Annotated in this window: 14 protein-coding genes; 3 read left to right on the forward strand and 11 right to left on the reverse strand. The window is 73.0% G+C overall.

Going from position 1 to position 13444, the window contains the following annotated elements; all coding sequences use genetic code 11:
- Positions 1-21: 21 nt before the first annotated feature.
- Both AB0F62_RS16150 and AB0F62_RS16155 read left to right on the forward strand, forming a co-directional pair.
- Positions 22-1092: an SIS domain-containing protein gene (locus AB0F62_RS16150; protein ID WP_361798171.1), complete on the forward strand. Its 1071-nt coding sequence runs from the start codon at positions 22-24 to the stop codon at positions 1090-1092.
- A 396-nt stretch (positions 1093-1488) separates the two neighbouring features.
- Positions 1489-2937 (forward strand): histidine kinase N-terminal domain-containing protein, encoded by a 1449-nt coding sequence (locus AB0F62_RS16155; RefSeq protein WP_361798259.1) that lies wholly within the window; start codon positions 1489-1491, stop codon positions 2935-2937.
- Between the two features lie 147 nt (positions 2938-3084).
- On the opposite strand, the gene AB0F62_RS16160 is transcribed toward AB0F62_RS16155, so the two are convergent.
- Together AB0F62_RS16160 and AB0F62_RS16165 are read right to left on the reverse strand one after the other, a co-directional pair.
- Positions 3085-3342, reverse strand: a complete 258-nt coding sequence (locus tag AB0F62_RS16160) for a WhiB family transcriptional regulator (RefSeq protein WP_018563321.1) — start codon at positions 3340-3342, stop codon at positions 3085-3087.
- A gap of 318 nt (positions 3343-3660) precedes the next feature.
- Positions 3661-4629, reverse strand: a complete 969-nt coding sequence (locus AB0F62_RS16165) for a diacylglycerol kinase family protein (protein ID WP_361798174.1) — start codon at positions 4627-4629, stop codon at positions 3661-3663.
- 74 nt (positions 4630-4703) lie between these two features.
- Here AB0F62_RS16165 and AB0F62_RS16170 point away from each other — a divergent pair, with 74 nt between their 5' ends.
- Positions 4704-5126, forward strand: coding sequence for a hypothetical protein (locus tag AB0F62_RS16170; RefSeq protein ID WP_361798177.1), 423 nt, complete (start codon positions 4704-4706; stop codon positions 5124-5126).
- 51 nt (positions 5127-5177) lie between these two features.
- Here AB0F62_RS16170 and AB0F62_RS16175 read toward each other — a convergent pair whose 3' ends face one another.
- The 9 genes from AB0F62_RS16175 to AB0F62_RS16215 all read right to left on the reverse strand — a co-directional run bounded on the left by AB0F62_RS16175 (position 5178) and on the right by AB0F62_RS16215 (position 13399).
- Entirely contained in the window at positions 5178-6053 is an 876-nt protein-coding gene (locus tag AB0F62_RS16175; RefSeq protein WP_361798262.1) for an RNA polymerase sigma factor SigF, read from the reverse strand.
- A 115-nt stretch (positions 6054-6168) separates the two neighbouring features.
- A complete protein-coding gene (locus AB0F62_RS16180; RefSeq protein ID WP_319138557.1) occupies positions 6169-6582 on the reverse strand; it encodes an anti-sigma regulatory factor in 414 nt (137 codons plus the stop codon).
- Positions 6583-6787: 205 nt separating this feature from the next.
- Positions 6788-7297, reverse strand: coding sequence for a GNAT family N-acetyltransferase (locus tag AB0F62_RS16185; protein WP_361798182.1), 510 nt, complete (start codon positions 7295-7297; stop codon positions 6788-6790).
- 10 nt (positions 7298-7307) lie between these two features.
- On the reverse strand, positions 7308-8198 hold the full coding sequence (locus tag AB0F62_RS16190; protein ID WP_361798185.1) for a pyridoxal-phosphate dependent enzyme: 891 nt from the start codon (positions 8196-8198) through the stop codon (positions 7308-7310).
- 16 nt (positions 8199-8214) lie between these two features.
- Positions 8215-9732, reverse strand: a complete 1518-nt coding sequence (locus tag AB0F62_RS16195) for a hypothetical protein (protein WP_361798188.1) — start codon at positions 9730-9732, stop codon at positions 8215-8217.
- Between the two features lie 253 nt (positions 9733-9985).
- Entirely contained in the window at positions 9986-11047 is a 1062-nt protein-coding gene (locus tag AB0F62_RS16200) for a nitronate monooxygenase (RefSeq protein WP_361798191.1), read from the reverse strand.
- Entirely contained in the window at positions 11047-11829 is a 783-nt protein-coding gene (locus AB0F62_RS16205; RefSeq protein ID WP_361798194.1) for a CoA-transferase, read from the reverse strand. The genes AB0F62_RS16200 and AB0F62_RS16205 overlap by 1 nt, the downstream gene beginning before the upstream one ends.
- The gene (locus AB0F62_RS16210; protein WP_361798197.1) at positions 11775-12605 is read right to left on the reverse strand and encodes a CoA-transferase; all 831 of its coding nucleotides are present in this window, start codon (positions 12603-12605) and stop codon (positions 11775-11777) included. Before AB0F62_RS16210 ends, AB0F62_RS16205 begins: the two co-directional genes overlap by 55 nt.
- A complete protein-coding gene (locus tag AB0F62_RS16215; RefSeq protein WP_361798200.1) occupies positions 12602-13399 on the reverse strand; it encodes an enoyl-CoA hydratase family protein in 798 nt (265 codons plus the stop codon). Before AB0F62_RS16215 ends, AB0F62_RS16210 begins: the two co-directional genes overlap by 4 nt.
- Between the last annotated feature and the right edge of the window lie 45 nt (positions 13400-13444).

The raw sequence follows: 13444 nt of genomic DNA on the forward strand, positions 1-13444 counted from the left end.
ACCGACCTGGAGGGCCAGAGAATGTCCGCCACGCCGCCGGCCCGGCAGCAGCCGATGCCGGGCCGGATCATGTCCGCCGAGATGGCCGAGCAGCCCGCGGTGCTGCGCCGCATCCTCGAGGAGGGCGCCCCGCGGATCCGTGAGATCGCGGAGCGGGTGGCCGCGCGCGGTCCGCGCTTTGTCCTGCTCACCGCGCGCGGCACCTCCGACAACGCCGCCCTGTACGCGAAGTACCTGGTCGAGGTGGTGCTCGGCAAGCCGGCGGGGCTCACGTCGATGTCGACCACCACCGCCTACGGCGCGCGCCCGGACCTGACGGACTGCCTGGTCGTCACGGTCAGCCAGTCCGGCGGCTCGCCCGACCTGGTGGCCTCCACCCGGGCCGCGCGCGAGGCCGGGGCGATCACCCTGGCCGTGACCAACAACGCCGACTCGCCGCTGGCCGAGGTCTCCGAGTTCCACATCGACGTCCTGGCCGGTCCGGAGAAGGCGCTGCCGGCGACCAAGACGTACACGGCCGAGCTGCTCTCGCTCTACCTGTTCGTCGAGGGGCTGCGGGGCGGCGACGGCGGCGCGGCCAAGGTGCTGCCGGAGCTCGCGGAGCGGATCCTCGCCCGGCAGGACGAGGTCAAGGCGCTCGCCGCGCGCTACCGCTTCGCCGAGCGCCTGGTGCTGACCTCGCGCGGCTACGGCTACCCGACCGCGAAGGAGGCCGCGCTGAAGCTGATGGAGACCAGCTACATCCCGGCGCTGTCCTTCTCCGGTGCCGACCTGCTGCACGGTCCGCTGGCCATGGTCGACAACGTCTCCCCGGTCATCGCGATCGTCACCGAGGGCAAGGGCGGCGAGGCACTCCAGCCGGTCCTGGACCGGCTCCGCGGCCGCGGAGCCGACCTGGTCGTCATCGGCAACCAGGCGTCCGTCGACGCCGCCTCCGCGGGCTTCGTCCTCCCCACCGAGGGCGTCGCCGAGGAGGTGCAGCCGATCCTGGAGATCCTTCCGCTGCAGATGCTGGCCTACGAGGTCACCATCGCCCGCGGTCAGGACCCCGACGCGCCGCGCGCTCTGGCGAAGGTGACCGAGACGCGCTGAGCGTCCGTCGGCGGGGCCGAGCGGGGCCGAGCGGGGAACGGGCCGGAAAAGGCCCTGACACCACTTCGGGCCGCGGCGCCGGGACGGGACCCTCAACCCGCCCAGCACCGCAGCCCGGAGCTGCCGTCGGCCCGTGGCGCGCGGGATGTGCGGTTCCCGCGGCCCGTCAGGGCCGACCATGAGGCCTGGCGCAGTCAGGGCAGAGAGCGCCCGGGCCTCGCTCCATCCTTCTGTGCGGGAAGGATGGAAGTTCGGTTCTGTGCGTCAATTCTGGACTAGACCACTAATGCCTGTCCATAAGATGGCGCAGTCAGATCATAGGTCGTCGAAGGCCTTTATGGGGACTGGATGGCAGCGCTTGCCATGAGCGCGGGTACGCTCATTTGCGTGCCCTCCATGAACGATCTCGTACGCCAGCACACGGATCTCGACGATTCCGATCTCGAGTGGCTGCATCTGCTGGTATCGGAGTGGCAACTGCTCTCCGACCTCTCCTTCGCCGACCTCGTGCTGTGGGTCCCGACCAGTGACGGCACCCGCTATGTGTCCGTCGCCCAGATGCGGCCCAACACCGGCCCGACCTCGTACCAGGACGACATGGTCGGCCACCTCGTACCGCGGGGCCGCCGCCCGATGCTGGACGCCGCACTCGACGAGGGCCGGATCGTCCGGGAGGGTGACCCGGAGTGGCGCGAGGAGGTCCCGGTCCGCGTCGAGTCCATCCCCGTGCGGAGATCCGGCCGGGTCCTCGGGGTCATCGCCCGCAACACCAATCTGCTCACCGTGCGGACCCCCAGCCGCCTGGAGCTCACCTATCTGCAGAGCGCCTCCGACCTGGCGCAGATGATCGCGGCGGGCACCTTCCCGTTCCCCTCCGAGCAGGTCGACATGGACGCCTCGCCGCGCGTCGGCGACGGCCTGATCCGGCTCGACGCCGAGGGTGTGGTCCAGTACGCCAGCCCCAACGCGCTCTCCGCCTATCACCGGCTCGGACTGGCCGCCGACCTCGTCGGCCACCACCTGGGCTCGGTCTCCGCCGAGCTCGCGCCCTCGCGGACCAAGAGCCACGAGGCCCTGGTGACCGTCGCCGGCGGCAAGGCGCCGCGCGAGACGGAGATCGAGGGCAACGGAGGCGTCATCCAGCTGCGGGCGATCCCGCTGAGCCCCAAGGGCACCCACAGCGGCTCCCTGGTACTGCTGCGGGACGTCACCGAGCTGCGCCGCCGGGAGCGCGAGCTGATCACCAAGGACGCCACCATCCGGGAGATCCACCACCGGGTGAAGAACAACCTGCAGACGGTCGCCGCGCTGCTGCGGCTGCAGGCCCGGCGGATGGACTCCGACAAGGGCCGGGAGGCGCTGGAGGAGGCGGTGCGCCGGGTCGGCTCGATCGCGATCGTCCACGAGACCCTGTCGCAGAACCTCGACGAGTGCGTGGAGTTCGACGAGATCGCCGACCGCGTGCTGGCGATGGTCGCCGAGATCTCCCCGGGCAGGGTCAGCACGCGGCGCAGCGGGCGGTTCGGGATCCTGACGGCCGAGGTCGCCACCCCGCTGTCGATGGTCCTCACCGAACTGCTGCAGAACGCCCTGGAGCACGGCTTCGGGCCGGGCGAGCAGGGCACGGTCGAGGTGTCCGCCGAGCGGCTCGGGGAGAAGCTGGGGATCGCGGTGCGCGACGACGGGCGCGGACTGCCCGCCGAGTTCGACCCGCAGCGGGCCGGCAACCTCGGACTGCAGATCGTACGGACCCTGGTGGTGGGGGAGTTGGGCGGAACCTTCGACATGGTCCCGGCCGAGGGGCGCGGGACGAGGGTGGTCCTGGAACTGCCCCTGGAAGGCTGACGCCCGCCGGCCCGCTTGCCCACCTGGCGGGCAGGATCCGGGAACGCCGAAGCCCCGGCTGCTCGGGGAGCGGCCGGGGCTCTTCGCGTCGCGATGCTGCGCGGTTCGGAGGTGCTGCGCGCTGCGGCTCGGGGGTAAGCGAGTGCGTCAGGCGCTGGCGTTGCGGGCGCGGTTGCGGGCGGCGCGGCGCTTCATCGCGCGACGCTCGTCCTCGCTGAGGCCACCCCACACGCCGGCGTCCTGGCCGGTCTCCAGCGCCCACTGCAGGCACTGCTCCATGACGGGGCAGCGGCGGCAGACGGCCTTGGCTTCCTCGATCTGCAGCAGCGCAGGACCGGTGTTGCCGATAGGGAAGAAGAGCTCGGGGTCCTCTTCGCGGCAAACGGCGTTGTGACGCCAGTCCATGGCTGCTCCATCTCCTTGTGTTGCATGCAAGTTGCTTGTGAATGTGAACGCTTTCACGAATCCCCGGACACGACACGGGACATCGCCCAGTCTCCTGGGTGCGGTCCCGCTGGGGTGTGGTGAGGATTCCGGCTACTGAGGACGCCCGATGAGCGGCTGTCCCGATCGCCAGGAAGAGCCTCGCAAACCTGGGCTGCGGATACAACCCCTTCCGGAAAGTTTTTTTTGAATCCTCGGTGTCGGCTCCGTCACAGCCGTACTTCCATGGGGTGCAGGGCAGCCTAAACGTTCGAGTGAAAGGACTTTATGTCCTTCTGCTTACACAATCACACGCAGTGCACGGCGAACGCCTGTGAAGGTTGCGCTCATTCGCAGTCCCAGGTGGTCTCCGTCCACCTGGAACGGCAGTGGCGCCTGCGAATGCAAGGTGAAGTCCGTCAGATCGTGCAGGGAGGTCGCGTGCTTGCCCTGGGGTCCGCGCTCCGGGGTCGAACGGAGCAGCTGGGTGGCGTAGCGGGCGACCGCGGCGGTGGACAGCCGGGACAGTCCCAGCACGTCGAGGGCGGTGTCGAAGGAGGCCTGCGGCGAGGCGTAGACCGGCCGGTTGCCCAGATAGGTCCACGGCGCGGTGTTGCAGACGATCGCCAGGACGAGGTCGGTCACCGGGTCCTCGCCCGGCCGCTCCAGGGTGATCGCGCCGGCGCGGCGGTTGGGCTCGGCGAGGAACTGGCGCACGACCTGGCGTATGTAGAGCGCGTGCGTGGAGCGCTTCCCGTGCTCGCGCTGCTGCTCCACCCGGCCGACGACACCGGCGTCGAATCCCAGTCCGGCGCAGAAGGTGAACCAGCGCGACGGCACCCCTTCGTCCTCCGTTCCCGGCGTGCCGCTCACCAGGCCCAGGCCGACCGTGCGGGAGCTGCGCTCGCGCAGCGCGTCCAGCAGGGCGCCGGTCGCCTCCACGGCGTCGTTGGGCAGGCCCAGGGCGCGCGCGAACACGTTCGTGGATCCGCCGGGCACGACGGCGAGCTTCGGCAGGCCGTCCGGGTCGGGGCCGTTGTGCAGCAGCCCGTTGACCACCTCGTTGACCGTGCCGTCCCCGCCCAGGGCCACGACCAGCTCGATCTCCCCGCCCTCCGCGGCCTGCCGTGCGAGGTCGCGGGCGTGGCCGCGGTACTCGGTGGCGGCCACCTCCAGCTTCAGGTCGCTGGCGAGCGCGTGCGCGAGCACGTCACGTGTCCGGGCGCTGGTGGTGGTGGCGGCTGGATTGACCACGAGAAGGGCGCGCATGTCCGCCAGCGTACCTACCGGGCGGTACCGGGCCGCACCCGTGGTGGACAAGATGTGGCCGATACCCTGCTGGGGTGAGTGGCAACGAGAAGCCCGCGCAGCCGGGCCGTACGCGCCGCCTCGCGGCGGCGGCCGCGGTCGCGGCACTGGAAGGCGCCGCCCTGGCGGCCTGGGGGATCGCGATGCTTGCCGTGGGGATCCTCGGCGACCCGGACAGCCCGCGCCAGGCGGAGGCCGGGGGTGTGACCGTCCTCGCGCTGGCGGCGATGCCGCTGGCGGCCGCCTACGGGCTCTGGCACGCCCGCCGCTGGAGCCGGGGCCCCGTGCTGATCATCCAGCTCGTCGCGCTCCCCGTCGCCTGGACCATGGTGCAGGCGGGCGGCGTGATGATCGCCGCGGGCGCCGTGCTCGGCGCGGCCGCCATCGCCGAACTGGTGCTTCTCGTCCATCCGGCGGCCACGGACGCCCTCGGGATCGGGCGCACCGCCGAGCAGTGAACCGCGGCGCCCGGGGGCGCCGCCGTCACCTTCCCGTCGCTCCTCTTCCCGTCACTCCTCGACCAGGAGCTTGTCGCGCAGCTGGGCCAGCGTGCGGGCCAGCAGCCGGGAGACGTGCATCTGGGAGATGCCGACCTCCTGGGCGATCTGCGACTGGGTCATGTTCCCGAAGAAGCGCAGCAGCAGGATCTTCTTCTCGCGCGGCGGCAGCTGCTCCAGCAGCGGCTTGAGCGACTCCCGGTACTCCACGCCCTCCAGCGCGTCGTCCTCGGCGCCGAGGGTGTCGGCGACCGCGGGCGACTCGTCGTCGGTGTCCGGGACGTCCAGGGAGAGCGTGCTGTACGCGTTGGCGGATTCGAGGCCCTCCAGGACCTCCTCCTCCGTGATCTTCAGATGCTCGGCCAGCTCGTGCACCGTCGGGGCCCGCCCGTGCTGCTGCGAGAGCTCGCCCGTCGCCGTGGTGAGGGCGAGCCGCAGCTCCTGCAGGCGGCGCGGGACGCGCACCGCCCAGCCCTTGTCCCGGAAGTGCCGCTTGATCTCGCCGACGACGGTCGGGGTCGCGTACGTGGAGAACTCCACCCCGCGGTCCACGTCGAAGCGGTCCACGGACTTGATCAGCCCGATCGTGGCGACCTGGGTGAGGTCGTCCAGCGGCTCGCCGCGGTTGCGGAACCGCCGGGCGAGGTGCTCCACGAGCGGCAGGTGCATGCGGACCAGTCTGTTGCGCAGCTCGGCGCGCTCGGGGGAGCCCGGCGGGAGCTTGCTGAGCTCCACGAAGAGCGCCCGGGCCCCGGCCCTGTCATGGGCCGCGTCGTGCCCGCGCTCCTCGCGCCGCTCCTGCTGCTCCTGCTGTTCCTGCGCCATGCGATCCGCCCGATCCGCCTGATCCGTCTGCCCGGCCGCGTCACTGCCCCCGAGGCCGGGCACGGGCCCGGTGCCGGGGTGCGGCCGCGCCTCGTGGCGCCGCGCCGCAGGGGCGGGTACGGGGCGGCCCCGCACCCCCGGCGTGCTGCCTTCCAGATCGTTCACGGCGATTCCCCCGTTACAGCTGTCCCGGTCCGGCACCGCGCTTCTTGTGCAGGGCGATGCTCACGGTCTTGTCGTCGGCCACGCTGGAGTCCACCTCGCCGGCCAGTGCCGACAGCACCGTCCAGGCGAAGGTGTCGCGCTCGGGGGCGCGACCGTCGGTGGTGGGCGCCGACACGGTCACCCACAAGGCGTCCCCGACCAGGCGGAAGACGCAGCTCAGCACGGACCCCGGGACGGCCTGCTGGAGCAGGATGGCGCACGCCTCGTCCACGGCGATGCGCAGGTCTTCGATCTCGTCGAGGGTGAAGTCCAAGCGGGCCGCGAGTCCTGCCGTCGCCGTACGCAGCACCGACAGATAGGCCCCTGCCGCGGGCAGCCGGACCTCGACGAAGTCCTTCGACCCGGGCTCGCCTGCGATCTGGGACACCCTCACCTCCAAGGTGGCACACGCACTGCCCTCATCGGCATTGCACTGATCTGGTTCGGTTCGCCAGCGACGCTATCGCGATCCGTACCCCGGTGTCGCCCGGACGGAGCACGGTCGCCGCCATGAATGAGCCCTGACCCGGCGCCCCACGGCTGTCACCCATAGTAGGCGCACGAGCACGCAACGTGGCTAGTGGTCTGCGGTCTCAATTCGAAAGAGATGTCGCTTTGTTGACACGTGCCTGTTCGGCGAGGACACGCAGGGGCTCGCCGGTCAGTCGTTGCACCGTCCATTCGTCCTGGGGACGGGCGCCCATCGCACGGTAGAAGGCGATGGACGGCTCGTTCCAGTCCAGCACGGACCATTCGAAGCGTTCGTAGCCCCGCTCGACGCATATGGCGGCGAGTTCGGCGAGCAGAGCCTTTCCGTGGCCTCCCCCGCGCGCCTGGGGGCGCACGAACAGGTCCTCCAAGTACACACCATGCGTCCCGGTCCAGGTGGAGAAGTTCCGGAACCACAGGGCGAAGCCCACGGGCGCACCCATGGTGTCGTCCTCGGCCAGGAGCGCGAAGACGGCCGGATCCGGACCGAAGAGCGCGTCGTGGAGCTGTCGCGGGGTCGCCCGCGCGCTGTCCGGCTCCCGCTCGTACTCCGCGAGTTCGCGGATCATCGCGTGGATCTCCGGGACGTCGGCAGGTGTCGCGGCTCGGATCATGCCAGCAAGGCTAACCGGTCGGCCGCCCGGTCACGACGGCCGCAACCGTCGTCCCGGGCGCGAAGGCGCCTTCCTCGGCCAGTGAGAAGAGGCCGTGGAGCATTTTCGCCACGTACACCGAGTCCGGGACGAAGCCGTGGCGCGCGCCGAAATCCTCGGCGAACGCCTCGAGCACCGGCGAGGTGCGCGCGTAGCCGCCGTGGTGGAAGCGGTCGTCCAGCCGCCACCGCCCGCGCGGCCCGCCGAAGGCCGCCTCCTGGAGCCGCCGTATCTCCTCGGCCAGGAATCCGCCGCCCTTGAGGACCGGGAACCCTATCGCGCACTGCCCCGGGGCCAGCCCGGCCGCCAGACCCGCCAGAGTGCCGCCCGTGCCGCAGGCCACGCCCACGACGTCCGCCCGGCCGCGCAACTCCTCGCCGAGCGCCACGCAACCGTGTGCGGCCGTCGCGTTGCTGCCGCCCTCGGGGATGACGTAGGCGGGGCCCAGGCGGTCCAGGAGGGCCGCGAGCGCCTCCGGCTCGTCCTTGCGCCGGTAGGTGGCCCGGTCGACGAAGTGCAGCCGCATACCGTCGGCGGCGGCCCGGGCCAGGGAGGGGTTGAGCGGGCGGCCGGCGAGTTCGTCCCCGCGGACGACGCCCGTGGTCGCCAGTCCGAGCAGCCGGCCCGCGGCGGCGGTGGCGCGCAGGTGGTTGGAGTAGGCGCCGCCGAAGGTGAGCAGGGACCGGTGGCCGGCGTCGACCGCGGCCCGCAGGTTCAGGTGCAGCTTGCGCCACTTGTTGCCGGGCAGGTCGGGGTGGATCAGGTCGTCCCTCTTGACCAGCATCCGGATGCCGCGCCCGCTCAGCCGCTCGTCGTCGCGCAGCTCGACCAGCGGGGAGGGCAGGCGGACGTCCGGGATCACCCGTCCATTGTGGCCGTCACCTGGGTGACAGATGGACCCGGTAGCCCTGGTGGTAGCTCAGGTTCGGCAGCGGCCGGGAGGGCCAGTCGCTCGCGTACGCGGGCGGCCGGCCGCCCCGCGGGGTGAGGACGGCCACCGGCCGGCTGCGTGCGAGCCGCAGGACGCCGTCCGGGGTCAGGTTCTCGTTGTGGCCGGCGGTCTGGCCGGAGGCGCAGCGCGCCTGGTAGCCGACGGGCGTGGCCATCGGCCCGGTGACCAGGCACGGCGGGCGGACGCCGAGCCGGTGCAGCTCCGCGGCGATGCGGACGTAGTCCTCGTTCCCGATGGTCGAGATCCGCACCGCGCGGTGCAGCACGATCTGCTGGGTGACCAGCTGTGCGAGCACGATCGCGATCACGGCACCGGTGACGGCGGGGCGCAGCGCCGGCCGCACCCGCGCGGGCAGCCGGACCAGGCACTCGGCGGCGGGCAGGGCCAGCAGGGCGTAGGCGGGGAGCAGGAACCGGGGCGCGGCGTAGTCGATGAGCACCAGGTACGGCAGCGCCAGGGACAGGCCGCAGGCCGCGGGCAGGAACCGCGCCCCGGGCGCCTGCCCCGCGCGCCGCGGCGCCAGGGCGACCCCGGCCGCCACCAGGACGGGCAGCGCGAACCACCACACGGCGTCGCCCTTGTGCCGCCAGACGGCGTCGCAGGGGCGGCACAGCGTGTGGGAGGCGTCCAGGGTGCTCAGCTGGTCGGCGAAGGCGAGATGCCAGCCGAGGCCGCCCTCGATCGCGTTCGCGCGGTCCATGCGCGCGAGGACGCCCCCGTAGCTCGTGAACGCCTCCACGACCCACTGGGCGCCGCCGAGCACCACCCCGGCCGCGATGACCGCGAGCAGCAGGAGGCGGCGCCGGCCCCGCAGGAAGAGCGCGGCGACGCCCAGCGGCAGCGCCAGCCACGCGGCGTCGTGCGGCCGCAGCAGGGTCAGGGCGGCGAAGGCCAGGCCCAGGCCGGTGAGCGCGCCCCGGGCGGTGCGGCCGGGCGCCGCCGCGTGAAGGAAGCAGCCCACGGCGATCAGGGCCACCAGCGCCACCCAGAGGTTGGGCATCGCCTGGGGCCCGTACAGCAGGGTCACCCACAGCGAGGTGAAGAGCACCGCGGCCGCCGCCACCACCCGGGTGCCGAGCAGCGGCCGCCACAGCCACAGGGCGAGGAAGAGCGCCGCGCCCGACAGGACCGCGAGATACACCCGCAGCGCGAGCGTCGACGCGGTGAGCAGCGCCACCGGCGCCACGAGCGCCGACACCCCGCGGGAACGCGGCGCGCTGAAGAACGCCGCGGGGATGTCCCGGGAGACCTGGCTGACGTAGACCGACTCGTCCCAGCCGAGGTCCATGCCGGGCGCGACGACCAGCAGGAGCTGGATCACGGTGAAGAGCGCCGCCAGTGCGGCGAGCAGAAGGACCTCGGAGTGCGGGCGGCTGCGCGGCGGCGCGGCGTGGCGCGCGCGGTGCCGGGCAGCCGGTGACGTCACTTCATGCGTCGTCGCCATAGTGCGTCATGGCAACAGCCGGGACGCACGCGATCAAGGCGGCGCGCCGCTCCCCGGGGGCAGCTCGACCGGGTGGAGTGAGTGCTTCGGGACCCGCCCGCGGGGCACCGTCCCGTCCGCGGCCGGCCTGCCGTGCCGGGGCCCGGCCGCCTCGGAGGCCGCCTCCGGCGCCGAGGGGCGCTGGGGGACGCCCGGGGCGTCGAGCGGGCCGTCCCGGAGGGCGGTGCGGCCCGCCACAGCACGCCACGGGCCATCAGGCGGGCGGGCCGAGCGCGGCCAGCCGGGCGAGGGCGCGCTCGGCGTCGGCCATCACGCGACCGACGAGCTCCGCGCAGGAGGGCAGGTCGGCGATCACGCCCGCGACCTGCCCGGCGGCCATCACCCCCAGGTCCGGGCGGCCGTCGACCATGGCGGACCGCAGCATCATCGGCGTGGTGGCCGCGAGCAGCGTCTGGCTCCAGGTCAGCCTCCTGCCGTGCCGCATCGCGAGTCCGTCGCGGACCATGGCGCGCGGGCTCATCCCCAAGACGCGCCGGAAGGCGGCCGCGTGCCGTACCGCGCGCAGCAGGGCCGCGACCCGGCCCGAGCGCTCCAGAGAGGCCACCAGGTCGGTGCGGAGCATGCGGTGGGGCAGCCCGTCGACGCGGTCGGTGACGACGACGTCCCGCACCGAGGCGGCCAGATAGCGGGCCTTGACCGCGTCCGGCACCGGGCTGTCGGAGGTGAGCAGGAAACGGGTGCCCATACCGACGCCCGCCGCACCATAGGCGAGGGCGGCCGCCAGGCCGCGGCCGTCGAAGAAGCCGCCCGCCGCGATCACCGGGATGCCGACGGCGTCCACCACTTGGGGCAGCAGCACCGTGGTGGCGACGTCCCCCGTGTGGCCGCCGCCCTCGCCGCCCTGCACCAGGACGGCGTCCGCACCCCAGGCGGCGACCTTCTCGGCGTGCCGCCGCGCGCCGACGGAGGGGATGACGACGACCCCGGCGTCCTTGAGACGGCCGATGAGCTCGCGGGAGGGGGCCAGCGCGAAGGAGGCGACGCGGACGTCCTCCTCGATGACGATGCGCACCCTTTCGGCGGCGTCGCCGGCGTCCGCGCGCAGATTGACCCCGAAAGGCGCGCCCATGGTGCGCTCCCGCACCTCCCGCACGGCCTCACGGAGCCGCTCGGGGCTCATCGTGGCCGAGGCGAGGATGCCGAGCGCGCCGGCGTTGGCCGCCGCCGACACCAGGCGGGGACCCGCGACCCAGCCCATGCCCGTCTGCACCAGGGGGTGCCGGACTCCGGTGAGCCGGGTCAGCGCGGTCTCCATCAGGCCCGCACCTCCCCTTCCCGCAGCCCGTCCGGATCGAGGACGGTGCGGATCAGCCGGAGTTCCTCGGGGCGGGGCTCGCGGCTGCGCGGCGGGTCCGCGGGCACCGGGAGGGGGAAGCCGGTGGCCTCCTGGAGGGCCGCCGGGCTCACCCCGGGGTGCAGCGAACGGACGCGCATCGTGCGGTCGGCGGTCTCGAAGTCGAAGACGCCGAGGTCGCTGACGACGCGGCGGATGTCGTGGAACCGGGTGGCGGACGGCCCGGCGGCCGCCGCCCGGTCGTGGCCGACGCCGCACACCATGTCGACGCGTTCCACGAAGACCCGGGGCGAGTGCCGCGGCACCCAGTAGCTGGTCGGGTTGTTCAGCGTGTTGACGGGCGCGCCCCGCACCCCCAGGAGCTGCCGGGCGGGGCGGTGCCAGTCGCCGACGCAGGAGATGTTCTGGTTGCCGTGGCGGTCGAGCTGACTCGCGCCCATCATCACGTGCCGCCGCCCGCCGGTGACCAGCGCCAGGTGCTGCCGGTAGGGGAGCCAGCCCTCCACCTCGCCCGATGCGTCCAGGAGGAGGGCCTCGCCGTCGGTGAGCAGCAGTTCCGGCGAGAAGGTCAGCCGGGCCAGCCGCGCGCCCAGGGACGGGATCAGCCCCATGGGGCTGGCCAGGATCTCGCCGTCGCCCCGCCACGCCTCGGCGCAGGCGACGACGGCGTACTCGGCACGGGTGGGGTTCACGACCGCTCCTCCGCCTCGCCGGACACCAGGGGCCCGGAGAACGCCGCCCATGCGCAGGGGTCGGCCGCGGCCCGGACGTACTCCCGCTGGAACGCCTCGTCGCGCTCGTAGTCCGGCACACAGGAGGTGAAATGCGCGCCGTGCGGCACCTCGACGACGCCGGTGACGAACTGCCGCTTCACCAGGAGGGACTGCGGCCCGGCCGCCTTGAGCAGCTCGGCGGTGTCGACGACGCGTTCGCACGACACATAGGCGGCGTCCGCCGCCTCGCAGAACAGGTCGTCGAAGTACGGGTCGGGGCCCAGGTACTGGCCGTTGCCGCGGGCGTCGGCGCGGTTGAGGTGGACCAGGGCGGCGTCCAGACGCAGCGCGGGCACGGCGACCAGCTCCTCCGCGTCGTCGTACGGCGAGGTGACCGTCCGAAGCGAGGGATTGACCCGCATCACGTCGGAGCCGAGCCCCGCGCGGACCGGCAGGAAGGGCAGCCGGTGCGCGGCGGCCGTCAGACCCCACATCATCATGGCCTCGTCCAGCTCCGTGAGCTCGAGGGCGCCGCTCTGCCGGGCGGCGCGGAAGTGCGGTTCGAGGGGGATCGAGTCCAGCGTGACGAACGGGGTGACCAGCCTGCGGATCCGGCCCGCCGCGGCGAGCAGACCGACGTCGGGTCCCCCATAGGAGACGACCGTCAGGTCCGTGACGCCGGACCTGAGGACGGCCTTGACCAGGGCCATCGGCTTGCGGCGGGAGCCCCAGCCGCCGATGCCGACGGTCATGCCGGAGCGGAGCCCGGCGGCCGCCTCGTCCGCGGTCATGACCTTGCCGCTCATCGTCGCCCCCCGGACGCGGACGCGGCCGCGGATCCGGACCCGGATCCGGACCCGGAACCGGACACGAAGGTGTCGCGGTGGCGGTCGGCGACGCCGCTGAGGTTGGCCTCGAAGGTGAAGCCCTGCTCGAAGCGGTAGCTCCGGCGGACGTCGACGGGGTCGATGCCGTTGATGGCGGCTTTGGCGAGGCGGAGGAGCTCGCCGTCCTTGGCCGCGATCTCGCCGGCGAGGGCGAGGGCCGCGGTGTCGAGTTCGCCGCGCGGCACGACCTGCCAGACCGAGCCGTGGCGGTGGAGTTCCGCGGCGGTGACGGTGCGGGAGGTGAAGTAGAGCGTGCGCATCAAGTGCTGGGGGACCAGCCGCGCGAGGTGGGTGGCCGCGCCCAGGGCGCCGCGGTCCAGCTCGGGCAGGCCGAAGGAGGCGTCCTCGGCGGCGACGACGGCGTCCGCGTTGCCGACCAGGCCGACACCGCCGCCCAGGCAGTGCCCCTGCACGGCGGCGACGACCGGCACCTCGCATTCGTAGACGGCGGCGAAGGCCTCGTAGCAGCCGCGGTTGGCACCGATCAGGGCCGTGTGCCCCGCGGTGCGCTGCATCTCCTTGATGTCGACGCCCGCGTTGAAGCCGCGGCCCTCGGCGCGCAGGACGACGCAACGGGTGTCCGGGTCGCGGCCGGCGGCGCGCACGCTGTCCGCCAGTTCGTACCAGCCCTGTACGGGGAGGGCGTTGACCGGCGGGTGGTCCACGGTCACGGCGGTGACGCCGGGTTCGGGGTGCGAGGTGGAGACAGTCATGCGAGGATCAGCTACCTTTCCACCAAACGTTTGTTAGGGGAAAGG

This window comes from Streptomyces sp. NPDC026673 (genome assembly GCF_040638135.1).
Classification (GTDB): domain Bacteria; phylum Actinomycetota; class Actinomycetes; order Streptomycetales; family Streptomycetaceae; genus Actinacidiphila.